Here is a 24,243-nt window from a genome sequence, read left to right as displayed (position 1 = left end):
TAACGTAGAATGTGACATGAAATTACAAACTATCTTGTAAAAAATCTTCCTTAAGATGAAAAAAAAATGGCAAAGATCATTATTTGATCTTTGCCATTTAAGAGAAACGGTTTTGATAGAGTATGTTATAGATATGCTTGTTCGCCGTGTTCGTAAATATCCAAACCTTCTTCTTCGATGCGGGCAGATACTCTTAAGCCAACGGTTATTTTTAGTAGTTTGAAAATGATAAATGCAGTTCCAAGAGCCCATGCCGCAACTGCAACAACTCCTAAGGCTTGAATTCCTAGTAAACTGAATCCTCCTCCGTAAAATACACCACCTTCTTTTGCGAAGAATCCGACAAGAATGGTTCCTAAGGCACCGTTAATTCCGTGTACACTTACGGCACCTACGGGATCGTCAATTCGTAACACTTTGTCGATGAATTCAACACCGAATACAAGAGCGGCGCCTGCGAGTAAGCCAATAATTATAGCACCAGTTGGAGATACAATATCACAACCTGCTGTGATTGCTACCAATCCGGCCAACGAGCCATTTAAGCTTAAAGAGAGGGTAGGACGTTTGTATCGCATCCAACTAATAAATAAGGCCGATAAAGTGCCAGCGGCGGCCGATAAGTTGGTGGTTAAGAAAATATGAGATATAGCTGCAGTATTAGCCGTTCCGTTTGCTGCTAGCTGAGAGCCTGCATTAAAGCCAAACCATCCAAACCAAAGGATAAATACACCAAGAGCTGCGAAGGTAAGATTATGACCTGGAATAGCATTTACTTTTCCGTTGTATTTGCCGATTCGTGGTCCGATAATAGCAGCGCCGACAAGTCCCATCCATGCTCCAACCGAATGAACTACGGTGGATCCAGCAAAATCATGAAAACCAAGTTCGCTTAGCCAGCCACCACCCCAAATCCAGTGTCCTGATATAGGATATACAATAGCTGTGGTTACAATACTAAATAAAATGTATGCTTTAAATTCAGTTCGTTCAGCAACTGCTCCCGATACAATTGTGGCGGCAGTAGCGGCAAAAACAGTTTGAAACATTAAAAAGGATAGGTCGATATCTGGTCTTACATCTTCCATGAAAGGAAGTTTCCCAATAAGTCCTCCAACATCGGTACCAAACATTAGGGCGTATCCGATCAGAAAAAATGTGATGGATCCAACGGCAAAATCAACCAGATTTTTCATAAGGATATTGGCTGTATTTTTTGATCGGGTAAAACCAACCTCGGCCATAGCAAACCCAGGTTGCATAAACATTACAAGTGCGGTTGCTATTAACACCCAAACAATATCCAGAGAATGTGCTGTTTCGGCAATGCTAGTTTGTAAAATATCTAAAGTAAGTGTTTCTTCCATAATAGGTAAATTAAAAGGTGAAAAATTAGTGTTTGGTTTACTCTTCGTCATACAGGGAACGATCTCCTGAATCTCCTGTTCGGATGCGGTAAGCATCCTCTACATTGTAAACGAAGATTCTTCCGTCGCCAACTTCTCCGGTGAAAGCATTTTCACGAATGCTTACAATACAGCTGTCAACATATTTATCGCGTACAATAAAAGAAACTAAAGTTCTTTCAATGCTGCTGGTGTCGTAGGTAACACCCCGATAAACTCTCTCTTCTACTGATTTTCCTACGCCTCTTACATCCCAGAATGACAGGTAGTCAATTCCAACATTGTGCAGGCCTTTTTTAACGTCTTCAAATTTTGTCTTACGGATAATTGCTTCGATCTTTTTCATGAGCTAATTGTTTTAATAGTTTCTCAAATCATACTCTTTTATTCTCGCCTAATTGAAACACCGAGATTCCCCGGATTAAGGAATCTCGGGTTTCGGGTTTAGACCAAGCGTAAATTCGACCGTTGTCGAAAAATTGAAGAAAGGGATTGCTCTTTTTTTTCTTCGAAACCTAATGTGGTTATGCTTCGAAGATCTAAATGATGTATTTGCATGTGGTAAAAATTTAGGTTTTTTATAATAGTTAGTAATAATGGTTTATTTTGTAGTTTGATATTTAAAATAGGGGTATGGTTTTAAAAAATAACATTATTTAAATGATCACCCCCTGTTTTTGACACACCAACACTGTAAAAGTATTAAAAAATTTAAAACACCAACAATAAAATAGGGGGTATTTAATAAAAAAAGTGCTTTTTTACATTTGTAACGATTCCGAAAGGGGGTGGTGTTCGTAAAAAAGGTTATTTTGGAGAAGGTGTCCCTATATATAGGTATGGTAATGTTGTAAAAGTGCAGTTGGATTAATTAGGTCTTGTTGATTTAGGAGTGTTATTTAAAGTTTATATTATCGCATTTTTTTTATGTTGGATTTGGATGCTTAAAATATTTTGCTAATCTTTGTGGCATATCAAAGAAAAAAGAAATGATTTTTACTGCAATTCATCATCATCATCATTATACTTACCAATCGGTGAGCTGAAGATGTTGTGCAGTATTCTATAAGATATTTTAACTAACATTTAAACGCCCACTGGTAACAGTTGGGCGTTTTTTTTTGCCTAAAACTGAATACCAATAGGCACCAAAAAATTTTAATCATGGGAGAAAAATTAACTATTGCAGTACAAAAATCAGGTAGACTGCAGGACGATTCATTACAAATTTTGAAAGAGTGTGGTATTTCTATTGACAATGGAAAGGATCAGTTGAAGGCCAATGCTTCCAATTTTCCACTCGAAGTGTTGTACCTTAGGAACTCGGATATTCCACAGTATGTGCAAGATGGTGTTGCTGACATTGCAATTGTTGGAGAAAATGTAGTTATTGAAAAGCAAAAAGAGCTTGATGTGCTGCAAAAACTTGGATTCTCGAAATGTAGGTTGGCTATGGCTTTACCAAAGGACGTAGAATATACAGGTTTAGAGTATTTTAATGGGAAAAAAATAGCCACATCCTACCCAAATTCTTTACAACAATTTTTAGATGCCAATAATTTAAAGTGTGATATTCACGTAATTTCTGGTTCTGTTGAAATTGCTCCTAATATTGGTTTAGCGGATGGGATTTGCGATTTAGTAAGCTCTGGTAGTACCTTGTTTAAAAATGGTTTGGTGGAAGTGGAAGAGGTATTAGTTTCGGAGGCTTGTTTAGTTGCGAATAAAAATATTAGCAACTTGAAGAGTGCAATATTGGAACGACTATTGTTTCGTATGCGGTCTGTTTTAGCAGCAAAAAACAACAAATATATCTTGCTGAATGCTCCTAATAATAAAGTAGCGGATATTATTAAGGTATTGCCAGGGATGAAAAGTCCAACAGTATTGCCTTTGGCTCAAGAAGGATGGAGCTCTATTCACTCCGTAATAAACGAGAATGATTTTTGGGGCGTCATTGATCAATTGAAATTGAATGGTGCTGAGGGAATATTGATTATTCCAATTCAGAAAATGGTATTGTAAGTTTAATTCCTACGAAAATGCAAGTAATAAAATACCCGATAAAAGAATCCTGGAAGGATGTTTTGAGTCGTCCGCTTTTTAATGTGGATGAGTTAGAGGAGGTCGTAAATCTGGTTTTTGGAGATGTAAAAAGGGATGGCGATAAAGCATTGTTTCAATATACCCAAAAGTACGATGGGGTTAAGATTACGGAAACAGAAGTTAGTCGTGCGACTATAGAGGTTTCTGAAGATCTAATTCCAAATGATTTAAAACAGGCTCTGGCAATCGCGGCTAAGAATATTAAAGCGTTTCATGAGGCTCAATTTCAAAAGTCTGATGTTATTGAGACCAGTGAAGGCGTGTGTTGTTGGAGAAAATCCACAGCTATTGAAAAGGTTGGTTTGTATGTTCCCGGAGGTAGTGCTCCTTTATTTTCAACGGTTTTGATGTTGGGGATTCCTGCAAAGTTGGCTGGTTGTAAAGAAATAGTTCTTTGTACACCTCCAGGGAAGGATGGAAAAATTAATCCAGCAATTCTATATGCCTGTAAGTTGGTTGGAATCGAGCGTATTTTTCAGGTTGGTGGAATTCAGGCAATTGGAGCGATGGCTTATGGAACAGAATCGATACCGAAAGTTCATAAAATATTTGGACCAGGAAACCAGTATGTTACTGCGGCAAAACAAAGAGCGAATCGAATAGGAGTAGCAATTGATATGCCAGCAGGACCTTCGGAGGTGATGGTTTTGGCTGATGAAAGTGCAGAGGCTGAATTTATTGCTGCAGATTTACTCTCGCAGGCAGAGCATGGAGCCGATAGTCAGGTGATATTAGTGACTTGGTGTGAGCAGTTAATTAAAACTGTAGAGCAGGAGCTGGCTAAACAATTAAAAGTGCTTTCGAGAAGAGATGTTGCGACGAAAGCACTGGAGAATTCCAAAATTATTTTGGTGAAGACGCAGGAAGAAGCGCTTGAGATTAGTAATTTTTATGCTCCTGAACATTTAATTTTATCGGTAAAAGAGGAAGATTCATTAAAGGATGGAATTACTAATGCAGGTTCGGTTTTTTTAGGGAATTATACTCCCGAAAGTGCAGGTGATTATGCTTCAGGAACCAATCATACCTTACCTACAAATGGGTTTGCGAAAGCATATTCCGGTGTTAGTCTTGACTCTTTTATGAAGAGTATTAGTTTTCAAAAAATAAGTGAGAAAGGTTTGCTGAACTTGGGGCCGGTAATCGAAACCATGGCGAAAGCGGAACAATTAGATGCTCACTCAAACGCAGTAACCGTTCGTATGAACAAGATAAAAAGGAAAGCATGATGGGAGCAAAAATTAAAACAAGCTTTAGTTTGAGCGGTTTAGTTCGTGAGAACGTGAAAAAATTGATACCCTATTCTTCTGCAAGAGATGAATTTTCGGGCAAAGGATCAGTTTTTTTAGATGCCAATGAGAATCCAAATGAAAATGGAGTGAATCGTTATCCAGATCCGATGCAAAAAGAATTAAAGTTGCGCTTAGGAGAATTAAAAGGTGTACATCCTGAAAATTTGCTCTTGGGAAACGGAAGTGATGAGGTGATTGATCTTTTGTTTAGAGCATTTTGCGAGCCAAACATTGATAATGTAATTATTTGTACGCCAACTTATGGAATGTATGAAGTTGCTGCGGGAATTAATGCTATTGAAAATAGAGGAGTGCCTCTGACGGCAGATTTTCAGCCTGACGTGGATGCGGTTCTTGTCGCTGCTGATGAGAAATCGAAACTATTATTTTTATGTTCGCCGAATAATCCAACAGCTAACTTGCTGTCAGAAAGCAAGTTGGTGAGGTTGTTGGGCGATTTTCAAGGAATTGTTATTGTTGATGAAGCCTATGTCGATTTTGCTCCTGGTAAGAGCTTGATTGATAAGTTGGACAAATATCCTAATTTGGTAATTCTTCAAACATTGTCGAAAGCATGGGGAATGGCAGGAATTCGTTTAGGAATTGGTCTGGCATCGAAAGAAGTTATTCGTATTTTGAATCGCATTAAACCTCCCTATAACGTGAATTGTTTGACGCAAACCAAAGCTTTGGAGTTGTTAAAATCAGAGGATTCGTATAAAGACCAGGTGAAAAATATTATTGAAGAACGAGATAAGTTGATGGTTTTTTTAAGCGATTTATCTTTTGTAGAGAAGGTTTATCCTACCGATGCAAACTTTATTTTAATACGAGTGAATAATGCCAGAGGATTGTATGATTTTTTACTTGCCGATGAAATTATAATTCGAGATCGATCAAAAATTAAAAGTTTAGGGAATTGTGTTCGTATTAGTATTGGAACGAATCAGGAAAATACGATTTTGAGAAATTCATTAACAAAATTCGATCTGAAATCATGAAGGATATCACTACGAAAAAGAAAGTTCTGTTTATCGATAGAGATGGAACATTGATTCTGGAGCCTCCGGTAGATTTTCAGGTAGATAGTTTGGAGAAGCTGGAGTATTATCCTGGTGTTTTTAATGGATTGGCAAAAATTGTAAAGCAACTTGATTTTGAGTTGGTAATGGTTACCAATCAGGATGGTTTGGGCACCGATTCCTATCCCGAGGATACTTTTTGGCCTGCACAGAATAAAATGGTTCAAGCATTTTTGAGCGAAGGAATCACATTTACTGATGTATGTATTGATAAAACATTTCCGCATGAAAATGCGCCAACAAGAAAACCAGGTACGGCTTTGTTGACTAAGTATTTTTCGGAGGAATATGATTTGGAAAACTCATTTGTGATAGGTGATCGTTGGACGGATGTTGAGTTGGCGAAGAACCTGAAAGCGAAAGCTATTTTTATTTCATCAAGTGGGAATATTGGCGATGAAGAGCTGTCGGAATCAAAAAAGGATTTAGAAGCTTGTATTGAATTGCGCACCCAATCGTGGGAGAAAATTTACGAGTTTTTGCGACTAAGCGAGCGGACTGCAATAATCGAGAGGAATACGAATGAAACGAAAATTAAGATTTCTTTAGACTTGGATGGAGAAGGAAAAGGAACATTTGATACTGGAATCGGATTTTTCGATCACATGTTGGATCAGATTGCCAGGCACTCCGGAGTTAATTTGAGCGTGACTGTTAAAGGAGATTTAGAGGTAGATGAACATCATACCATTGAAGATACTGCAATTGCCTTAGGAGAAGCATTTAAGCAAGCGCTTGGGAATAAGTTAGGCTTAGATCGTTATGGCTTTTGTTTGCCAATGGATGATTGTTTGGCACAGGTTGCTATTGATTTTGGAGGAAGAAACTGGTTGGTTTGGGAGGCTGAATTTAGTCGGGAGATGATTGGAGGAATGCCAACGGAAATGTTCTTTCATTTCTTTAAATCTTTTTCAGACGGAGCCGCTTGTAATTTAAATATCAAGGCCGAAGGACAAAATGAACATCATAAAATAGAAGGTATTTTTAAGGCTTTGGCGAGAGCGATTCGTATGGCGATTCGCCGAGATGCCAATAGTTTACAGTTGCCATCGACTAAAGGGATGCTTTAAAAGTATAAATAAATGTGTAAGGGAAGTGATTTTGTCTTAAATTTCATTTCTCACATCTCAGATCTAAAATAGAATGAAAGATCAGAAAATTGTAATTATCGATTATGATGCAGGAAATATTCAGTCTGTAAAATATGCCTTAGAACGTTTGGGAATTACTCCGATAGTTTCGAAGGAAGAAGAAGTAATTCGTAATGCCGATAAAGTGATATTTCCTGGAGTTGGCGAAGCTGCTTGGGCCATGAATTCGCTTCGTAAGAATGGTTTGGATCTATTGATTCCTCAATTAACACAGCCTGTCCTGGGTATTTGTCTGGGAATGCAGTTGATGTGTGAAAGTTCCGAAGAAAGTAACACCAAAGGATTGGGTATTTTTCCTCTAGAAGTAAAACGCTTTACTAATGAACGAAAGGTGCCGCATATGGGATGGAATCAGTTGGAGAAATTGAATGGGGCTTTATTTAAAGGAGTAGTTGCAATGGAATTCGCTTATTTTGTACATTCATACTATGTTCCGGTTTCCGAAGATACGCTTGCATCGTGTAACTACATTTTAGATTTTAGCGCATCGCTTCAGAAAAATAATTTTTATGCCTGTCAGTTTCATCCCGAAAAATCGGGAGCCGTTGGAGTTCAAATACTCAAAAATTTTATAAATCTGTAAGGGAATTAATGATGAGAAGACGGGATGATGTGCATTAATTTCACATTTCAGATCTCATGTTTTATATCTAAAATAAATGACTAGAATAAAAATAATACCAGCCATCGATACCATAAAAGGAAGGTGTGTGAGATTAACCAAAGGCGATTACGATACCGAGAAAGTATATAGCGAAGATCCATTACAGGTAGCTAAAGGTTTTGAAGAATTAGGAATTACTCGTCTGCACTTGGTCGATTTAGAAGGAGCAAAATCAGGACATATTTGTAATTCTGAGGTCTTAAAAAGAGTTGCTTTGGGAACAAATCTAAAAATTGATTTTGGCGGAGGAATTAAATCCGATGAGGATATAGAGTTGGCTTTTCAGTCGGGGGCAAATCAGGTTACGGGTGGAAGTATTGCTGTTTCGAATCCAAAATTATTTGAACAATGGATGGAGAAATATGGTGCTGAAAAAATGATTTTGGGAGCCGATGTTCGAAACGAAATGGTCTCTATTTCGGGTTGGAAAGAAGATTCAGATTATCATTTGTTTCAATTTTTGGAGAATTATCAGAAAAAAGGAGTAAAAACTGTTATCTGTACGGATATTTCGAAAGATGGAATGCTACAAGGGCCGGCAGTTGAGCTGTATCAGAAGGTAATGAAAGAGTTTCCGAACTTAAATTTGGTTGCAAGTGGTGGCGTAGGTAATATTGAAGACGTCCGCATTTTAAATGAAATTGGTTGTTGGGGAGTGATTATCGGTAAAGCGATATACGAAAAACGAATTGATATGAACGAATTAGTAAACGAATTTATTCTTTAAAGTATGCTGTCGAAACGAATAATACCATGCTTGGATGTAAAGGACGGAAGGACGGTGAAAGGAGTAAATTTTGTCGATTTAAGAGATGCGGGTGATGCGGTTGAGTTAGCTGCATATTACGCAGAGCAAGGAGCCGACGAATTAGTTTTTCTGGATATTACCGCTACGCATGAAAAAAGGAAAACGCTTGTTGAATTGGTGCAGAAAGTAGCAAAAGAGCTAAATATACCTTTTACGGTAGGAGGAGGAATTTCTACTCCCGAAGATGTTGGCGTATTGCTGAATGCGGGTGCTGATAAGGTGTCTATAAATTCGTCTGCCGTTCGAAATCCAAATTTAATATCCGAACTGGCTTCTCGTTTTGGAAGTCAGTGTGTTGTTGTTGCAGTAGATGCCCGTTTTGCGGCTGGCAAATGGGAAGTCTATTTAAATGGCGGAAGACTTGCAACGGGAATCGATCTATTCGATTGGATTTTAGAGGCAGAAAGATTGGGTGCAGGTGAAATATTATTTACCTCGATGAATCATGATGGCACTAAGAATGGATTTGCGAACGAGACATTGGCGAAGCTATCCGAAATGGTAAATATTCCCATAATAGCTTCGGGAGGAGCGGGAAATAGGGAACATTTTGCAGATACATTTATCGAAGGAAAGGCGGATGCGGCTTTAGCGGCCAGTGTTTTTCATTTTAAGGAGATAGAAATTCCTAGTTTGAAGAACTATTTAAAAAGTAAAAATATACCAGTAAGAATTTAACGAATTATATTAGAATAAGATGAATTTTAAAGATCTAACAAACCAAATTGATTTCGAAAAAGGAGAGGGGCTTGTGCCTGCAATTATTCAGGATGTAAAAACACAAAAAGTGTTGATGCTGGGATATATGAATAAGGAATCATACGAGAAAACAATAGCGACTGGAAAGGTGACTTTTTTTAGTCGCAGTAAGCAAAGACTTTGGACCAAAGGAGAAGAAAGTGGGAATTTTCTGGAGCTTAAAGATTTAAGTTTAGATTGTGATAATGATACGTTATTGGTGAAAGTGGCTCCAGCGGGTCCGGTTTGTCATAAAGGAACCGATACCTGTTGGGCAGAAGAGAACAAAGCATCTTCTATCGATTTCTTGCTACAGTTGCAACAAGTAATTGCTGAAAGAAAAAAGAATTTGTCGGAAAAATCATATACAGCTAGTTTATTTCAAAAGGGAATTAATAAAATTGCTCAGAAAGTGGGCGAAGAGGCTGTTGAATTAGTGATTGAGGCTAAGGATGATAACAAGGAATTGTTTATGGGAGAGGCTGCTGATTTGATGTTTCACTATCTGGTACTTTTGGCAGCAAAAGATTACAAGTTAGAAGAGGTGGTGAGTTTATTGGTAGAACGACATAGTAAATAAGTGGAAGTTAAAGCCGGGTTTTGAAATAAGCATCAGACTTAAGTAAAGTTATTAGTGGTGAATTATTGATTTTTAGAATTTCAGAAAATCAATAATTAGCTGCTGGTGACTTTTAGTACCGATAGAGTAGTGAAAAATAAATGCGTTTTTGAATGCGCGTAGAATTATTTATCAAGTACAGTCTGTTGCGAAACGGGAAGGGTGAAATAGAAGCTTGATCCAACACCAATGGTTGATTTTACCCAAATTTCTCCATTCATTAATTGGAGCAGCTTTTTGCAGATGCTTAGTCCTAATCCCGAACCTCGATACAAGATTGTAGAATCTTTCTCAATTTTCGTAAATCGATCAAAAATTAAAGGAATTGCAAGTTTATCAATTCCAATTCCATCATCTTGAACGGAAAATAATAATTGAGAGCTGTTTTTGTAGCTTACTTTAATGGTGATTTTACCATGAGTAGAGAATTTAATTGCGTTGCTTAATAGATTGTTTAAAATCTGTTTTAAACGAAATGGATCGGTATGAATAGTTAAATTCTTGACATTTAGCTGATTGGAGAATTCAATTTTAAGATTTGGCTTTTCCAAAATACTTGTAGAATTGGCATCAATTACGTCTTGTATGCAACTTATAAGCTCGAAATCTTGATTTTTAATAGTAGCAAGTCCCGATTCTATTTTAGATAAATCGAGAATCTCATCGATTAAATTGGTGAGCGATTTACAGTTGGTGTTGATTATGTTGGCATATTTTTCCTTCTGCTGACTGTTTAGATTTTCATTGGTGAGTAGTTCTGTAAATCCTTGAATAGCATTTAAAGGTGTTCTTATTTCGTGCGACATGTTAGCTAAAAAAGAGGACTTTAAGAGATTGCTTTTCTCTGCCTGTTCTTTTGCCCTCCTTAGTTGCAGGGTTTTTGTAGCTACACTTTTTCTTAACGATTTGTTCCAAAAGTAGATAATTACTAAAACCAGAATAAAACTAAGAAATACAAGAATTAAGATGCTTATAAATATTTTTGATTGCCAAAATGGACTTGCTTGAATAGGAACCCATTTATTAAGAATTTTATCTTGTTCTTTAGTAGTTATTCGAGAAAGTCCCTTGTCGATTATTCGAGATAATATCGTCCAATCTTTTCTGATTGCAAAGCCCAATTCATTGTCATATTCAATATCTCCAACAATTTGAAGGTTAGAGATCATTTCCTTATGGATTTCATAAATCGCATAAGCTTGTTGCGTTATTACTGCATCTATTTTTTGGTTCGATAAGGATATTAGGCAGGCTCTATCGTTGGGAAGTGGGTAAAGGTTTAGCTCGGGATATAGGTTTTTTAGGTGTTCGTGAACGGCATAGTTATCTACAATCCCAATCTTTAGGTTTTCCAACTCGTCGATAGATATTTGGTCGGGCCCATTTTTTCTCATGATAATTACATGAGGAATACTGATAAATGCTTTGGTGAAATTAAAATATTCTCTTCTCTCAACAGTTTCTTGAATCTCTATAAGTACATCAATTTCTTTCGCTTTTCCTGCATCCAGTATTTTTTTCCAGTTATCGTAATATACTTTCTTGAATTTATAATCTATATTTTGTTCTAATAGGCTTAAAATATCAACCGAAACACCAGTCGAATTATTTTCCACATCAGTAAATTGAAAGGGAGGAAACGTGGTACTTACTGCCACGCGAATATTCGGATGCGCCTTCAACCACATTCTTTCTTTTTGGGTAAGAATATCTTCCTTTTCGTGTGTGCACGAAGGGATGGTAAAGATAAGTCCGACGATTAAGAGAAATATATATTTACTCAACTTCATGTGGTTTATTTTGGTTGGAAACATGACTGCATAGTTGAAAGGCTATTGTTTGAATGTTTCAATAGGGAATATAAGGTATTTTTTTTAAAATGTAATAGGAATAATCGAAAGCATAATAAAAATGAGGATCAGTCCGATCCTCATTAGTAGTGTTTTAGAATTGGTTTCGGTGAATTTTTTCTTTTTTGAGATGAGTTTCGTCTCTCCCTGTCTTTTCTCCATCTTTATAACCTACTGCAATTATCGCTAATACCTGCAGATTTGTTGGCATTTTTAAAATTTTGCGAATGTAGGATGTTGCGGATTGTTCCTCATTGTATTCTCGTTTCCTTATTTGAATCCAACAGGTTCCCAAGCCTTCTTGTTCTGCTTGCAACTGAATAAAAGTGGCAGCAATGGCACAATCTTCTATCCAAACATCACTTTTATTGGTATCGCCTGCAACAATTATCGAATAAGCAGTATTTCTAAGAAAACTAGCTCCGTGAGGTTTGCAAGTCGAAAGCTTTTCGTTAATTTCTTTCTTGTCAACCAGTATAAATTCACAAGGATAAACGCTTTTTGAGGAAGGAGCCAATAAGGCAGCTTGCAATATGCGTTCTAATTTTTCAGCTTCAATTGGTGTATCCGTAAATTTACGAATACTTCGTCGTTTGTAAAATAATTCTAACATGAGTCGTGTTTTTAGCTTTATTCAAAAGTAGGAATAAATGATTTTTTTTTCATGCTACTAAACCAGATTAGTATTGATAGTGTAGAAGTATTTCATTTTAAACTCCCGTAAATGTTACAAAGTTCGAATTCTAATCATGAAAATTATCCTTAGATTTGAGTTCTAACCAGGAGCCATTTTTTAAGACAAACCTTAATAAATTCAATTTCATGAGAACGATATTACTTTCAATTTTGTTGCTGTCTATTTTTTCGTTTGGGAAAGCCCAAGAGCATCCAAAAGCCTATGTGTGCTATAAAACGTCAAATTCCGTTCATATTGATGGAGTAATAGACGACGCAGAGTGGGGAGGAGTTAAGTGGTCTGATTATTTTGTGGATATAGAAGGAGATAAAAAGCCCTTGCCTACCTATAATACACGTGTAAAAATGGCTTGGGATGAGGAGTATTTTTATGTGGCGGCTGAGCTTATAGAGCCTCATATTTGGGGAAAATTAAAGCAAAGAGATACAGTTATCTTTTACGATAATGATTTTGAGGTGTTTATTGATCCTCAGGGAGATAATCATAGGTATTATGAGTTTGAAATGAATGCCTTAAATACCATTTGGGATTTGATGATTGCAAGACCGTATCGCGATGGTGCACCTGCTATAAATGCATGGGACATAAAAGGTTTAAAATCGGCAGTAGCCATATATGGAACCCTAAACGATGCCTCGGATAAGGATGACAAATGGACCTTGGAAATTGCTTTTCCTTGGGATGTTTTAAGGGAATGTGCGCCAGAGCAACGTAAACCTAAAAATGGAGAGCAGTGGCGAGTTAATTTTTCTCGTGTAAACTGGGATGTGATTGCTGAGAAAGGGAAGTATTCAAAATGTATCAATCCTGAAACAGGCAAGACTTATCCAGAACATAATTGGGTATGGTCTCCACAAGGGGAAGTTGCTATGCATCAGCCCGAAACTTGGGGATATGTTCAGTTTTCAACTAAAACTGCTGGATTTGGAGTTGATGCGTTTGTTAAGGATGAGGATTATGCTTTGAAAATGGAGTTGATTAGATTATATAAGCAACAGAAGCAGAGTTATAATGAAAAAGGAGCTTATCGAAAGGAATTAAATTCAAATGTTTCGGTTCAGATAGAAGTAACCAAACTACAATTCTTAATGTACGCAAAAGGAAAGACTGGGAGGACATGGTATATCGATCACGAAAGTAAAATTTGGAACGAATAGAAGGTGAGGTGTTGTAATTGCAACACCTTTTTTTTTTGTAGTAAATGGCTGAGAATGTTTAAATCCGATTTATCTTTAGAGATCTGAACCATAAAGGAAACATAACATGCAAATAATAAAAAAAATCGCCGTCTTTTTCGTCCTATTTCTTCTCGTATTTTCATGTGCTATTTCGGATCAATCGAAATCCTATAAAAATGGAGTGGTGGTAAGCGCTCATTATTTAGCTTCCGAAGTTGGGAATGAAATATTACAAAAAGGAGGAAATGCTTTCGATGCGGCAGTTGCTGTTCAGTTTGCTTTGGCAGTAGTTTATCCACGAGCCGGAAATATTGCTGGAGGAGGTTTTGCTCTTATTCGAACTTCAAAAGGGGAGTACAATTCGCTTGATTTTAGAGAAGTAGCTCCCCGCGCGGCATTTGAGCAGATGTATTGCGACAGGGAAGGGAATGTAAATTCTGATTGGAGTCAGAAAGGGCATTTGGCGGTTGGCGTTCCAGGTACGGTAGATGGAATGGTAAAACTTCATGAGAAATATGGAAGTATGAAGTGGGAAGCATTGTTAGTACCTGCCATAAAATTGGCTAGAAATGGAGTTGTATTAAGTGAGTTAGAAGCGAATAAACTAAACGATTATCGCGATCAAATTAGTGCGCAAAACAAGAATAAAAGTAACAATCCATATGTAAGAGAACGTCCTTTTCGCGAAGGAGATACGTTGAGTAATTTAGCTTTAGCACGAAGCTTATTGGCAATAAAAACGAAGGGGCGAAATGGATTTTACGAAGGCGAAACAGCGAATTTGATTGTTTCGGAAATGGAAAAATATGGTGGAATTATCAATGCGAAAGATTTACAAGATTATCAAGCTATCTGGCGGAAGCCACTAATAGGCGAATATCGTGAACACAAAATTGTTTCCATGCCACCACCATCAAGCGGAGGAATTGCATTGTTACAGCTATTAAAAGGGGCCGAGATGCATAAAATGAATGAATGGAGCTTCGGATCTTTTGAGCATATCCATTTAATGGTAGAGTTGGAGAGAAGAGTTTATGCCGATAGGGCTACATGGCTTGGTGATCCAGATTTTTATCCGATTCCTGTTGATCGATTGGTAGATGGGGAATACTTAGAGAATCGATTTGCCACTATTGAAATGGATGAAAAATCGAATTCGCAGGATGTTAAGGCCGGAAGTGTGGCAGTAATTGAAAGTTTTGAAACCACTCATTTCTCTATTGCTGATCAGGAGGGAAATGCCGTTGCAATTACGACCACATTAAATGGCAATTACGGAAGTAAAGTGGTGGTGGAAGGAGGTGGATTTTTTCTCAACAATGAAATGGATGATTTTAGCTGTAAACCAGGTGTCCCAAATCAATTCGGACTGGTTGGTGGCGAGGCGAATGCAATCAAACCTAAAAAAAGAATGCTGAGTAGCATGACTCCAACAATTGTAGAGAAAAATGGTACTCTTTTTATGGTGCTTGGATCTCCGGGAGGTTCTACAATTATAACTTCGGTATTCCAAAATATTATTAATAGAATAGATTTTGAGATGAATCCACAGCAAAGCGTTGATGCTCCTCGTGTTCATTCGCAATGGTTACCCGATGAGGTTTACGCAGAAAGCAAGGCTCTTTCTCCAGAAGTAAAAGGTAAACTCGAAGAGGTAGGTCATGTTATTAAAATTCAGAGCAAAATTGGGATGATGGCGAATATATTTGTTTCGGAATCGGGAGCGTATATTGGAATTGCCGATACGGAAAGACATGCCGATAGTCGAGTAGCTGGTTATTAATAAAAAGGCAAATTTTAAGTGAAATTTGCCTTTTTGGTGATATGGTTGTTGGGTTAGAAATTCATTTTTGATTTAAAAGCAACTGAAAAAATGGGCGGCCTGAATATCTTTTTTAATCAGTAATAGCGACTTATTGAAACAAGAAAAAGATAAACCCCAATATAAAATGTAATTATAGAAAACGAGGTTGGCTCGTCCCATTTGTAAATTGCTTGGTTTTAAAAGTAGTAACTTTTTAAATATATCAAACAGTTAATGAATATTCGCCAGCTTATTTTTTGTCAGTCCAAATAAGTGCAATGCTAATATTCCTATAAAAAATGCGTTTGAATATTGCGAGACAATTTTCATTCAAGTAGATTTGCTGTTCATTAAAAAAAAATAAAAATGAGCCCTACAATTCCACAAAAAGTGATAAAGTACTGTCCGAAATGTGGAAGTTCTGCATTTAAATTTGAGTCCGACAATTCATTTTTATGTGCAAACTGCGAATTTCACTTATACATTAATGCTTCGGCAGCAGTTGCCGCTCTCATTGTTAATGAAAAGGGAGAACTGCTTCTTACCCGAAGGGCTTTTCAGCCTCAAAAAGGTATGCTCGATTTGCCAGGAGGATTTGTAGATGTGATGGAAACAGCAGAACAGGCACTTTGCAGAGAGCTAAAAGAGGAGCTAAATTTAGAAGTCGATGAAATGACCTACTTTATGTCTTCGCCGAACGAATATATTTTTGGCGGACTCTCTGTTTTCACTCTTGATTTAGCCTACATCTGTAAAATAAATTCGTTTATAGGTATTGATGCTAAGGATGATATCTCCGGATTTGAATTTTATAAGCCGGAAAAAGTTCCATTTAATGAAATAGGAGCAGATTCGATGCGAAAAATAGTAATGGCATTTGTAAAAAATTGTTTGAATGAGAATATTTATTAATCCTAAGTATAAGAAGTTAAAAGGCTTTTTGAATGAATTGCCAGATCAATTTGAAGAAATTGGGATATCTGTTTATAAGGGGCGAAATGAGATAAAAGTAATCGAAATAGAGGGGGTTAAATTGAATGTAAAATCCTTTAAAATTCCTCATTTGATTAATAAAATAGCTTATGCATGGCTTCGTGGATCAAAGGCTAAGCATTCTTACGAATATGGACTGGAAATATTGCACAGAGGAGCAAATACGCCAGAACCTGTTGCAGTTGTTGAAGTTATAAAGAATGGATTGTTTAATAGAAGCTATTATGTGTCAATTCATCATGAGTATGATTTTACCATTCGAGATTTAATTGGATTTGATTTTCCCGATAAAGAAAATATCCTTAAACAGTTTGCCGTTTTTACTTTTGAGAAATTGCACAGAAATGGAATTCATCATTTAGATTATTCACGGGGTAATATTCTAATCTCAAAAAAAGAAGATGGGAACTATGATTTCTCAATTGTGGATATTAATCGTCTAAAATTTGAGAAAATGGATTACCTAAAGGGCTTAAAGAATTTTTCTCAGATTTGGGCCGGAGAGGATGAATTGGAAATAGTAGCTAGAGAGTATGCCAGATTAAATCAACAAGATGAAGATGAGGCTGTTCATTTACTGATTCGGCTTGACCAAGAACACAAAATAAAAATTAATAGAAAATTAGCATTGAAGAAAAAACTTAGGAAATAGAATTTCAATAATTGTGTTGCTGATGCTAAGCTAAAGTATTTAAATCAAATATTTAATTTGAAAAGTATGTTAAAAGGATGTGTAAATTAATTTACACATCCTTTTAACATATAGGTATTTCGCGATGTTTTTGTTTGCTATTTGTATGGAATAAAAGGACTGACAAGATCCCAAACCATTTCATTTTCTAGTCGTCTTTTACTTCCAACAACACAAAATAGTCCCGGATCATTTTGAGAGAAGCTTAATTTGATATCCCATTCTTCAATAGGATTAGTACTATGAGAGAATAACATCTGAGGGTGTTCTGATGTTCCACACGTTATATGATAGTTATCAAGTTGTCCATTTTTTTGAGAGGAAAGATAGTAAAGTGAATATTCTGTCCATCTGGAGCGAAGAAATCTATAAGGAGTCCAATTTGAAAGTAAGTTAGGATTGTGTAACTGACATAGTCGATCAACCCAGGTTCCATTGTTTTTCCATCCCTTTTCAATCTCTTCACCAGTTAAATTACAAAGTTTACTTGAAAGTATCGCAGGTGTTACAGACATTCCTTTTTTAGTATCACCAAACTTAGCATTAGTATTAAGTATTTTGGAAGAAGATCTCCACCATTTAGGATGTCGGGAGCGCATTTCATATTGCAGTAATGCTTTACCATTAGGTAATAGCATATCTTTTGTAATAGGTTTTAAACAAATAATATCTGCATCAAAAGTTACAAAGAAATCACAATCAAGCATTCGGGGTGCTGCTAACTTAACCATTTGTTGCTTTCTCCATCCACGAACGTGTGGATATGCTTTTAATTCGGGTATCAATTCCTCTTCAGAGACTACGCGGATATTAAGTTTTTCCCATTTTAGGCATTTTTCCTTAATAATTTCTACTTCGTTATCTGGACATACAATCAAAAATTCGTTAAAAAGATTTGGTTCTGCGAAAGCAGAGAGGCTTTTGAAAAGAATTTCTGTGCGACCAAGGTCATCAATATTATAGCTACCTCGAATACATAATGGTAGAACTGCACTAAGTTTCATGTGTTGATTATTTAAAACAATACAAGAAGTTGCTTTTTCCTTGTTTGTTGGTTATTGTTTACGCTTTTTAAAAAAAAATAAAAAAACTTTTTTATAAGATAAGGTTAATTTCAATCACAAAGCTATCTTTTTTTGTCAATAATTAATCCGTTTTTCATAAAAATTGGGATGAGAATTTTATTGAGAACTCAGTCTATTCTAACGGAAGTTTTATCATTTGAAACAACTGATAAATCGCATATTTTTATGAATTGCACAAATTATAATCCCTATCTTTGTCCACTTGAAATTTTAATTTTTTGGAATAATGAAAATAAGAGGAAGTCTTTTAATCGTTCTAATGTTTATAAGTGGAATTGTTTTTTCTCAGAAGAAAACAAATTACGAAGTTGGTGTTTCTTCAGCTGTTGGAGCGAATAATAGCCTTCCATTCTGGCTTCACTCTAATAAAAACGGTATCATTCCAGAGCATGGATTTGTAATGACAGATCTCTCACTAGGTATGGATATAGAAGAAGATCAAAATGAATCATTTGATTTTATGTGGAAAGCTTCTGGGCTTGGTTATGTCGGAAATGAATCAAAATTGATTGTGAATCAATTATATGCTGGTATTCGTTGGAAATTCATCAATTTTTATTTAGGGCAAAAAAGTCACGGTCAAAAATACGATGGTTTGTCATCAACCAATGGTGATTTGTTATATTCTAATAATTCTAGGGCATATCCTCAGTATGAATTAAGTGTACCAGATTATACGAATGTACCTTATACAAACGGATATATCGCTATTAAAGGTTTATTGTCTGATGGAATAACTACTGATGATCGATATATCGATAATACAAGAATTCATCACAAAAATTTATATGTAAGGTTATTTAAAGATTCCAAAATTAGTGTAAGTGGTGGAATAGAACATTATGCTTTGTGGTCTGGTACGCATCCTGTAAATGGGGATATTTCGGGTTCGTTGCATAAATATTTTAAGGTGTTTAGAGGTACAGGAGATGATGATGGTGCCTACGAAAATGATGCCTATCGAATAGGAAACCATATAGGCAGTTATCGTTTCGATGTTTATTTCAATGCGAAGAGTTTTAGTTTGAATTCATTTTATCAGACCATTTTTGAAGATGGTTCAGGACGAAAATCAGAAAATTCACCGGATGGTTTGTTTGGATTATATTATGAGAGAAAAAATAAGGACAAATCATTATTTCAAGCTGCAATTGTTGAATTTTATCATACAACCGATCAGTCTGGTGCTTTACATGGCGATATTGATGGGGTTCATTATAGAGGTGTAGATAATTATTTTAATCACGGGGAGTATCGATCTGGATGGACGCATTATGGGAGATCGATAGGTTCGCCATTATTTACTAATGGAGAAGATAAAGAGCTGGCGGGAGTTGAGAATAACCGTTTTAAAGCAGTGCATTTTGGTGTGGCTGGTTTTATTGGAGAAATACCCTATAAAACTTATCTTACCTTCAGTAATAATTTTGGAACTTATAGTAATCCATATTCTACTAGTTTAAGTCAGTTTTCGGGATTAGTAGAGGTTAGAATACCAGCAAAGAAAATTCCTTTTAACATAGATCTAGCTTGTGCGCTTGATGAGGGAGAATTATTGAAGGATAAACTTGGTTTTTTTATTAGGATATCTAAATCAGGTTTATTGAAACGAACTATTCATTAGTTTCATTTTGTGGAACTTACTGTGTTAAGACTAAAAGAAAAATAGAAGGAGATTAAAAAATGCTTAAAGATACTTTGACAAGATTTTCTTACCCTCAATCTTTAATAAAAGAATACAAACATTGGTTATTGTTATTGAGGACCGAACAGGTAACCTTAGGGGCCATGGTTTTAATTTGTAAAGAAGAGGAAACTAGTTTTCATTCAATTTCTTCGGAAGCAATGCTTGAATTATCTGTTGTAACAAAGGAAATTGAGATTGGAATTAATAGAACTTTTGGGAATCAGAAGATTAACTATTTAATGTTAATGATGGTTGATCCAGAGGTTCATTTTCATGTTATCCCACGATATGAGAATGCTGTTAATTATAACTCACAAGTGTTTACAGATAAATCCTGGCCTAAGCCAGTAGATATAACTGTTAATTGTAATAAGGTTGAGGCTGGTTTGTTCAATACTATTAGAGATGAAATTAAAAATGTATTGGATGATTTTGGAAGGGAGAAAAAGTACCGAAGAATGTATACTTCTGGTTGTTTTGATCTTTTCCATTACGGGCATCTGAACATATTGCAAAAGTCGAAAGAACTGTGTGATTATTTAATCGTTGGGGTTTCAACAGATGAGTTGATTCTTAAAACGAAAGGACAAAAGCCGGTTATTCCTTATGAGGAGAGAGCTAAAATAATTTCATCGATTAAATATGTTGATGAAGTTATTCCTCAGAACGATAAGGATAAGCAAAAAGTGGTGGATGAGCATAGTATTGATGCTATTTCGGTTGGAGATGATTGGCGGGGGAAATATCCACCAGTAACATGTGAAATGGAATATTTTAGTTACACCGAGAGTGTAAGCTCAACCATATTAAAGGATACATTAAAATTAATAAAGAAATAAAAAAAGATGAGGCTGTTTATTTAAACAGCCTCATCTTTTTAAAGTTCTTTTTCTAAATAGTCGGCAATCCTTTGTGATGCATTCCCATCGGTTGGTCCAACATGGTCTCTATTGTATTCGTGCCTGCTATTTTCATATTTCGAGGGGAAATGAAGCTCTTGTTTTATAATATTTTTTAGGTCTTTAAATTTAGATGCATGAGCCCCCAATTGGTCATAAATTACCGATTCTCCAAAACGTTTTTTAAATCGATATTTGAATAATCCTTTGTAGGACCACTTTAAGTCGTAGAAATCACAGATGACAACGGGTTTATTTAGTGCGGCAAATTCAAATAAAGTGGAGGATGCTTCACTAACCAAAATATCAGCAGTTTTTAAAAATGGTACTAGTGAAAATTCTTTAATAGCAGCAACATATACGTTGGAATATTTCGCCCAAGCAGTAATTCTATCTTGGTCTTTTTTATACCTTTCTCGTGATAATGTTAACGAGTGAACTTTAACTAAAATATTATATTCAGAGAACTCTTTAGGCCAATTATTGGGAAAACAACCTATAGATGTGGGGTTAAAAGTTGGAGCGTAAAGTATGGTTTTCTTTTTAGGATCCAAGCCTAATTCTTCTAGATTTAACCCTTTTTCCATATTATTAAAAATTGGATCCAATTTGCTAAATCCAGTTTGAATAAATGTATCATTTGGATACATTTCTTTTAGTTTCTTAATTCGCAAATCGCCTTCTACAAATCGAACAGTCATAGGAGTGTTTGATTTGTTGTAATAGCTTGGTTTAGGGCCAATTCCATGTCCTAATTGTACCGTTTTTGAAGCTTGATGTATTTCGTTCAGATATGGGAATTCATTGCCAAAAAATATCCAGTCTGGTTTTTGTATTAGATAGTAATCTTTTGCTGCGTCTTGATCAAATACCCAGGTAAAATCAATACTTAATTGAGAAAGCATTTCTTTTAATTGTGTTTCATCATTTTTTTTGGAATAGACTACAAAAGAACATTCATGTCCTCTCTTTTGTAATTCTAACCAGATAGGGTAATATTGTGGAATATAATAAATGTTTAAAACATCGAATAGTATTTTCATTTTTAATTTTTTAAGGTAATATTCTATTTAAGAGTTGGAAATTTTTGGAACTCGAAATTATGTCTGTAAACCAAATTCTGTTCAAAAGTAATTTTATTATTTGAATCATCTCTATAAGTAATGTAGATTGCATTTTTTATCATTTAAATATCTTGGTCTCTACTAAATTCTGCTGATAACATCTGCAAGACCACTAGTTCTTATTTCTGAAGAAATACAATAAAGCGTTTTGGTGAAAAATTTGTTTCAAAAATTTGTTTTTTGTAACATATTGTTGCGAATAATGAATAGAAATAGGACCGATCTATTAAATTGGTACCAAATTTGAGCGAGATATTGGGGCTCGTTAATTTTGCTGCTTGGGAGTTTCGATTATAATTTTTTGTACCTAATTATAGATATAGGTTTGTGAAATGAGAACTGGAAAGGTGGTAAAGGTATCAGTTAAAGATAATATTTAGCGCAAAAGTAAGCTATGCCTATGGAATAGTGAAGATTTTAAAAATAATAAATTACAAGTAAGAGTGTTAAGAATATTATTTATTTGTCACATTCGAGGATTTTTAAAGGAGGAGTAGAGATGGGTGCTATATCTATTTCCCTTTCAAAATCTCCTCCCCCAAAACTAAATCTCCCTCGAAAGTAATTTTGATATTGGTTTCTTCTCCTTCTACGGTGAATATGGCTTCAGTGGGAAGATATTTTAATACCACACCACAATCATCGGTAGCAACAAAATTAGGATCTTTTAGGGCAATGTCGTAGGCTTTTTTAATCACTTTGTATGAAAAAGCTTGTGGTGTTTGTGCTCTTCTTAATAGGTTTCTTTGAGGAACAGATACAATTCGGTCATTTTCATCAATTTGAAAAATCGTATCGACGGTTGGAATTGCTACGGCAACCGATTTCCCTTTTTCAAGATGAGAAATTACATTTGAAATAATATCCTTGCTCACAAATGGGCGAACCGCATCGTGGAAGATTAAGTTTACATTTGGTTCTTTTTGGTAGGCACGAATTGCTGCTATACTCGAATCGCTTCTCTCTTTACCACCAGTTAAAATATGTCTTACTTTTCTAAAGCCATTTTCTTTTACAATACCTTCAAGTTCCGGTATAAAATCGGCATGAATAATAATGCATATTTCATCTATTTCAGAATGATTTTCAAACGCTTCGATAGAAAGCTGAATAATTGGTTTCTTGCCCAGAATTAGGAATTGTTTAGGTACCGATCCACCCATTCGTTTTCCGCTTCCTCCGGCTAATATTACAGCTACATTTTTCATTGGTATGATTTAAAATAATGGATCGAAATTACAATTTATTCGGCGGTTTAAAAAGCAAAAAAAGAACCGCTCCAAAGTGAAGCGGTTTATTTTTTTTAAGAGTTCTTTGCGAACTATAGGTTAATTTTTTAAAATCTATTTAAAAATATCGTATTCTCCAACATCCGAAAGAATTTCGTAACCATCTTCGGTTACCAAAATAGTATGTTCGAATTGAGCCGACAATTTTTTATCAATAGTGCGGGCTGTCCAACCATCTTTTTCATCAACAATTGCTCTTGGTTTACCAAGATTAATCATTGGTTCGATGGTGAAAATCATGCCTGCTTTCATCTTTGGACCTGAATTTCGAGGAGAAATATGTTCTACTTGCGGAGCTTCGTGAAAGTCAATGCCAACACCATGACCGCAAAATTCATAAACAACACTATATTTTTTTCCTTTTGCAAATCTTCCAATCATGAATCCAATATTGCCAAAGTAATTGCCTGGTTTCACCTGTTCAATTCCCAAATATAAGGCATCCTCGGTGTCTTCAACCAATTTAGCTGCTTCGTTCGAAACTTCACCAATAGTAAACATAGTACTGGTGTCTCCATAGTAACCATCCAAAATAGTGGTTACATCCACATTCAAAATATCGCCATTTTTAAGAATGGTATTGTCATCAGGAATACCGTGACAGATAACATTATTTAAAGAAATACAACAGGCTTTAGGAAAACCATGGTAATTTAAAGGAGCAGGAATGGCGCCATTATTTCGGATGTATTCTTCAATTAGTTGGTTTAAATATTCTGTACTAACTCCTTCTTTAACGAAATCGCTAATGTATTTTAGGGTATTCCCGGCTAATTGAGCACTTTTTCGAATTCCTTCAATTTGCTCCGGAGTTTTAATAATTATTTCACTCATAACTTTGTGTTTGCAACAACCTAATAGTTCTGCATATTTAGAATGGCAAAGGTCTGCATAGAATTTGAATTATGCAAATCAAATAAGGCTATTCATGCAGGTAATGACAAAGAAAAATGCTTCGAAAACGATGGAAGTAAGCTGAATATCAATTGTAAGGAGTGAGGCATTTTCATTTATTATAGAGGACAAGCTTTTCGAAGTGGAATTTTTGTTGGAGGAAGAATACAAAATAAAAAATCTCGA

General features: G+C 35.6%; 22 protein-coding genes. 14 read left to right on the top strand and 8 right to left on the bottom strand.

The annotated features are described in order from the left end of the window. Window positions 1-125: 125 nt before the first annotated feature. Together BZG02_RS06170 and BZG02_RS06165 are read right to left on the bottom strand one after the other, a co-directional pair. A complete protein-coding gene (locus tag BZG02_RS06170) occupies window positions 126-1,367 on the bottom strand; it encodes an ammonium transporter (protein WP_218972157.1) in 1,242 nt (413 codons plus the stop codon). A gap of 37 nt (window positions 1,368-1,404) precedes the next feature. Beyond that, window positions 1,405-1,752 carry a P-II family nitrogen regulator gene (locus BZG02_RS06165; RefSeq protein ID WP_101260538.1) on the bottom strand — a complete coding sequence of 116 codons (348 nt, stop codon included), beginning with the start codon at window positions 1,750-1,752 and terminating at the stop codon, window positions 1,405-1,407. Window positions 1,753-2,570: 818 nt separating this feature from the next. Between BZG02_RS06165 and hisG the strand changes: the two genes are divergently transcribed. The 8 genes from hisG to hisIE all read left to right on the top strand — a co-directional run bounded on the left by hisG (window position 2,571) and on the right by hisIE (window position 9,827). After that, window positions 2,571-3,431: an ATP phosphoribosyltransferase gene (gene hisG / locus BZG02_RS06160; RefSeq protein WP_101260537.1), complete on the top strand. Its 861-nt coding sequence runs from the start codon at window positions 2,571-2,573 to the stop codon at window positions 3,429-3,431. Window positions 3,432-3,448: 17 nt separating this feature from the next. After that, window positions 3,449-4,741, top strand: a complete 1,293-nt coding sequence (gene hisD / locus BZG02_RS06155) for a histidinol dehydrogenase (protein WP_101260536.1) — start codon at window positions 3,449-3,451, stop codon at window positions 4,739-4,741. Then, complete coding sequence (hisC, locus tag BZG02_RS06150; RefSeq protein ID WP_245868058.1) at window positions 4,738-5,805, top strand: histidinol-phosphate transaminase; 1,068 nt, start codon at window positions 4,738-4,740, stop codon at window positions 5,803-5,805. The genes hisD and hisC overlap by 4 nt, the downstream gene beginning before the upstream one ends. After that, a complete protein-coding gene (gene hisB / locus BZG02_RS06145; RefSeq protein WP_101260535.1) occupies window positions 5,802-6,956 on the top strand; it encodes a bifunctional histidinol-phosphatase/imidazoleglycerol-phosphate dehydratase HisB in 1,155 nt (384 codons plus the stop codon). The genes hisC and hisB overlap by 4 nt, the downstream gene beginning before the upstream one ends. Before the next feature lie 73 nt (window positions 6,957-7,029). Continuing rightward, entirely contained in the window at window positions 7,030-7,620 is a 591-nt protein-coding gene (gene hisH, locus BZG02_RS06140; protein WP_101260534.1) for an imidazole glycerol phosphate synthase subunit HisH, read from the top strand. Between the two features lie 76 nt (window positions 7,621-7,696). Continuing rightward, complete coding sequence (gene hisA / locus BZG02_RS06135; protein WP_218972156.1) at window positions 7,697-8,428, top strand: 1-(5-phosphoribosyl)-5-[(5-phosphoribosylamino)methylideneamino]imidazole-4-carboxamide isomerase; 732 nt, start codon at window positions 7,697-7,699, stop codon at window positions 8,426-8,428. A 3-nt stretch (window positions 8,429-8,431) separates the two neighbouring features. Further along, on the top strand, window positions 8,432-9,187 hold the full coding sequence (hisF, locus tag BZG02_RS06130; protein WP_101260533.1) for an imidazole glycerol phosphate synthase subunit HisF: 756 nt from the start codon (window positions 8,432-8,434) through the stop codon (window positions 9,185-9,187). Between the two features lie 19 nt (window positions 9,188-9,206). After that, window positions 9,207-9,827, top strand: a complete 621-nt coding sequence (hisIE, locus tag BZG02_RS06125) for a bifunctional phosphoribosyl-AMP cyclohydrolase/phosphoribosyl-ATP diphosphatase HisIE (protein WP_101260532.1) — start codon at window positions 9,207-9,209, stop codon at window positions 9,825-9,827. A 164-nt stretch (window positions 9,828-9,991) separates the two neighbouring features. On the opposite strand, the gene BZG02_RS06120 is transcribed toward hisIE, so the two are convergent. Next, window positions 9,992-11,656 (bottom strand): ATP-binding protein, encoded by a 1,665-nt coding sequence (locus BZG02_RS06120; protein ID WP_180335646.1) that lies wholly within the window; start codon window positions 11,654-11,656, stop codon window positions 9,992-9,994. 154 nt (window positions 11,657-11,810) lie between these two features. After that, window positions 11,811-12,329 (bottom strand): nitroreductase family protein, encoded by a 519-nt coding sequence (locus BZG02_RS06115; protein WP_101260530.1) that lies wholly within the window; start codon window positions 12,327-12,329, stop codon window positions 11,811-11,813. Window positions 12,330-12,538: 209 nt separating this feature from the next. Between BZG02_RS06115 and BZG02_RS06110 the strand changes: the two genes are divergently transcribed. The 4 genes from BZG02_RS06110 to BZG02_RS06095 all read left to right on the top strand — a co-directional run bounded on the left by BZG02_RS06110 (window position 12,539) and on the right by BZG02_RS06095 (window position 17,040). Further along, complete coding sequence (locus tag BZG02_RS06110; RefSeq protein WP_101260529.1) at window positions 12,539-13,570, top strand: carbohydrate-binding family 9-like protein; 1,032 nt, start codon at window positions 12,539-12,541, stop codon at window positions 13,568-13,570. A gap of 106 nt (window positions 13,571-13,676) precedes the next feature. Beyond that, window positions 13,677-15,374, top strand: a complete 1,698-nt coding sequence (gene ggt, locus BZG02_RS06105) for a gamma-glutamyltransferase (protein ID WP_101260528.1) — start codon at window positions 13,677-13,679, stop codon at window positions 15,372-15,374. 387 nt (window positions 15,375-15,761) lie between these two features. Then, window positions 15,762-16,307 (top strand): NUDIX hydrolase, encoded by a 546-nt coding sequence (locus BZG02_RS06100; protein ID WP_101260527.1) that lies wholly within the window; start codon window positions 15,762-15,764, stop codon window positions 16,305-16,307. Beyond that, complete coding sequence (locus BZG02_RS06095) at window positions 16,291-17,040, top strand: hypothetical protein (RefSeq protein WP_101260526.1); 750 nt, start codon at window positions 16,291-16,293, stop codon at window positions 17,038-17,040. Before BZG02_RS06100 ends, BZG02_RS06095 begins: the two co-directional genes overlap by 17 nt. A 137-nt stretch (window positions 17,041-17,177) precedes the next feature. Here the strand turns inward: BZG02_RS06095 and BZG02_RS06090 are convergent, their stop codons facing one another. Then, window positions 17,178-18,083 (bottom strand): DUF6492 family protein, encoded by a 906-nt coding sequence (locus BZG02_RS06090; protein WP_101260525.1) that lies wholly within the window; start codon window positions 18,081-18,083, stop codon window positions 17,178-17,180. A gap of 307 nt (window positions 18,084-18,390) precedes the next feature. Here BZG02_RS06090 and BZG02_RS06085 point away from each other — a divergent pair, with 307 nt between their 5' ends. Both BZG02_RS06085 and BZG02_RS20990 read left to right on the top strand, forming a co-directional pair. Next, on the top strand, window positions 18,391-19,788 hold the full coding sequence (locus tag BZG02_RS06085) for a capsule assembly Wzi family protein (RefSeq protein WP_101260524.1): 1,398 nt from the start codon (window positions 18,391-18,393) through the stop codon (window positions 19,786-19,788). A 59-nt stretch (window positions 19,789-19,847) separates the two neighbouring features. Continuing rightward, window positions 19,848-20,690, top strand: a complete 843-nt coding sequence (locus tag BZG02_RS20990) for an adenylyltransferase/cytidyltransferase family protein (protein WP_342746948.1) — start codon at window positions 19,848-19,850, stop codon at window positions 20,688-20,690. A 38-nt stretch (window positions 20,691-20,728) separates the two neighbouring features. Here BZG02_RS20990 and BZG02_RS06075 read toward each other — a convergent pair whose 3' ends face one another. The 3 genes from BZG02_RS06075 to map all read right to left on the bottom strand — a co-directional run bounded on the left by BZG02_RS06075 (window position 20,729) and on the right by map (window position 23,997). Next, a complete protein-coding gene (locus tag BZG02_RS06075; protein WP_101260523.1) occupies window positions 20,729-21,793 on the bottom strand; it encodes a CDP-glycerol glycerophosphotransferase family protein in 1,065 nt (354 codons plus the stop codon). Window positions 21,794-22,386: 593 nt separating this feature from the next. Beyond that, entirely contained in the window at window positions 22,387-23,082 is a 696-nt protein-coding gene (locus tag BZG02_RS06070) for an IspD/TarI family cytidylyltransferase (RefSeq protein ID WP_101260522.1), read from the bottom strand. Between the two features lie 135 nt (window positions 23,083-23,217). Continuing rightward, window positions 23,218-23,997: a type I methionyl aminopeptidase gene (gene map / locus BZG02_RS06065; RefSeq protein WP_101260521.1), complete on the bottom strand. Its 780-nt coding sequence runs from the start codon at window positions 23,995-23,997 to the stop codon at window positions 23,218-23,220. Window positions 23,998-24,243 lie beyond the last annotated feature (246 nt).

Source organism: Labilibaculum filiforme, from assembly GCF_002843315.1.
In the GTDB taxonomy this organism is placed as follows: Bacteria; Bacteroidota; Bacteroidia; order Bacteroidales; family Marinifilaceae; genus Labilibaculum; species Labilibaculum filiforme.
This window is presented reverse-complemented; position numbering and strand designations above follow the sequence as displayed.

What these genes read in the sequence shown, in the direction of transcription:
- BZG02_RS06075 (WP_101260523.1), bottom strand. Translation starts at nt 21,793, where the DNA reads ATGAAAATACTATTCGATGTTTTAAACATTTATTATATTCCACAATAT.
- hisB (WP_101260535.1), top strand. Translation starts at nt 5,802, where the DNA reads ATGAAGGATATCACTACGAAAAAGAAAGTTCTGTTTATCGATAGAGAT.
- ggt (WP_101260528.1), top strand. Translation starts at nt 13,677, where the DNA reads ATGCAAATAATAAAAAAAATCGCCGTCTTTTTCGTCCTATTTCTTCTC.
- BZG02_RS06120 (WP_180335646.1), bottom strand. Translation starts at nt 11,656, where the DNA reads ATGAAGTTGAGTAAATATATATTTCTCTTAATCGTCGGACTTATCTTT.
- hisG (WP_101260537.1), top strand. Translation starts at nt 2,571, where the DNA reads ATGGGAGAAAAATTAACTATTGCAGTACAAAAATCAGGTAGACTGCAG.
- BZG02_RS06170 (WP_218972157.1), bottom strand. Translation starts at nt 1,367, where the DNA reads ATGGAAGAAACACTTACTTTAGATATTTTACAAACTAGCATTGCCGAA.
- hisC (WP_245868058.1), top strand. Translation starts at nt 4,738, where the DNA reads ATGATGGGAGCAAAAATTAAAACAAGCTTTAGTTTGAGCGGTTTAGTT.
- BZG02_RS06115 (WP_101260530.1), bottom strand. Translation starts at nt 12,329, where the DNA reads ATGTTAGAATTATTTTACAAACGACGAAGTATTCGTAAATTTACGGAT.
- BZG02_RS20990 (WP_342746948.1), top strand. Translation starts at nt 19,848, where the DNA reads ATGCTTAAAGATACTTTGACAAGATTTTCTTACCCTCAATCTTTAATA.
- BZG02_RS06090 (WP_101260525.1), bottom strand. Translation starts at nt 18,083, where the DNA reads ATGAAACTTAGTGCAGTTCTACCATTATGTATTCGAGGTAGCTATAAT.
- BZG02_RS06070 (WP_101260522.1), bottom strand. Translation starts at nt 23,082, where the DNA reads ATGAAAAATGTAGCTGTAATATTAGCCGGAGGAAGCGGAAAACGAATG.
- BZG02_RS06085 (WP_101260524.1), top strand. Translation starts at nt 18,391, where the DNA reads ATGAAAATAAGAGGAAGTCTTTTAATCGTTCTAATGTTTATAAGTGGA.
- hisIE (WP_101260532.1), top strand. Translation starts at nt 9,207, where the DNA reads ATGAATTTTAAAGATCTAACAAACCAAATTGATTTCGAAAAAGGAGAG.
- BZG02_RS06095 (WP_101260526.1), top strand. Translation starts at nt 16,291, where the DNA reads ATGAGAATATTTATTAATCCTAAGTATAAGAAGTTAAAAGGCTTTTTG.
- hisH (WP_101260534.1), top strand. Translation starts at nt 7,030, where the DNA reads ATGAAAGATCAGAAAATTGTAATTATCGATTATGATGCAGGAAATATT.
- map (WP_101260521.1), bottom strand. Translation starts at nt 23,997, where the DNA reads ATGAGTGAAATAATTATTAAAACTCCGGAGCAAATTGAAGGAATTCGA.
- BZG02_RS06165 (WP_101260538.1), bottom strand. Translation starts at nt 1,752, where the DNA reads ATGAAAAAGATCGAAGCAATTATCCGTAAGACAAAATTTGAAGACGTT.
- hisA (WP_218972156.1), top strand. Translation starts at nt 7,697, where the DNA reads ATGACTAGAATAAAAATAATACCAGCCATCGATACCATAAAAGGAAGG.
- hisF (WP_101260533.1), top strand. Translation starts at nt 8,432, where the DNA reads ATGCTGTCGAAACGAATAATACCATGCTTGGATGTAAAGGACGGAAGG.
- BZG02_RS06110 (WP_101260529.1), top strand. Translation starts at nt 12,539, where the DNA reads ATGAGAACGATATTACTTTCAATTTTGTTGCTGTCTATTTTTTCGTTT.
- hisD (WP_101260536.1), top strand. Translation starts at nt 3,449, where the DNA reads ATGCAAGTAATAAAATACCCGATAAAAGAATCCTGGAAGGATGTTTTG.
- BZG02_RS06100 (WP_101260527.1), top strand. Translation starts at nt 15,762, where the DNA reads ATGAGCCCTACAATTCCACAAAAAGTGATAAAGTACTGTCCGAAATGT.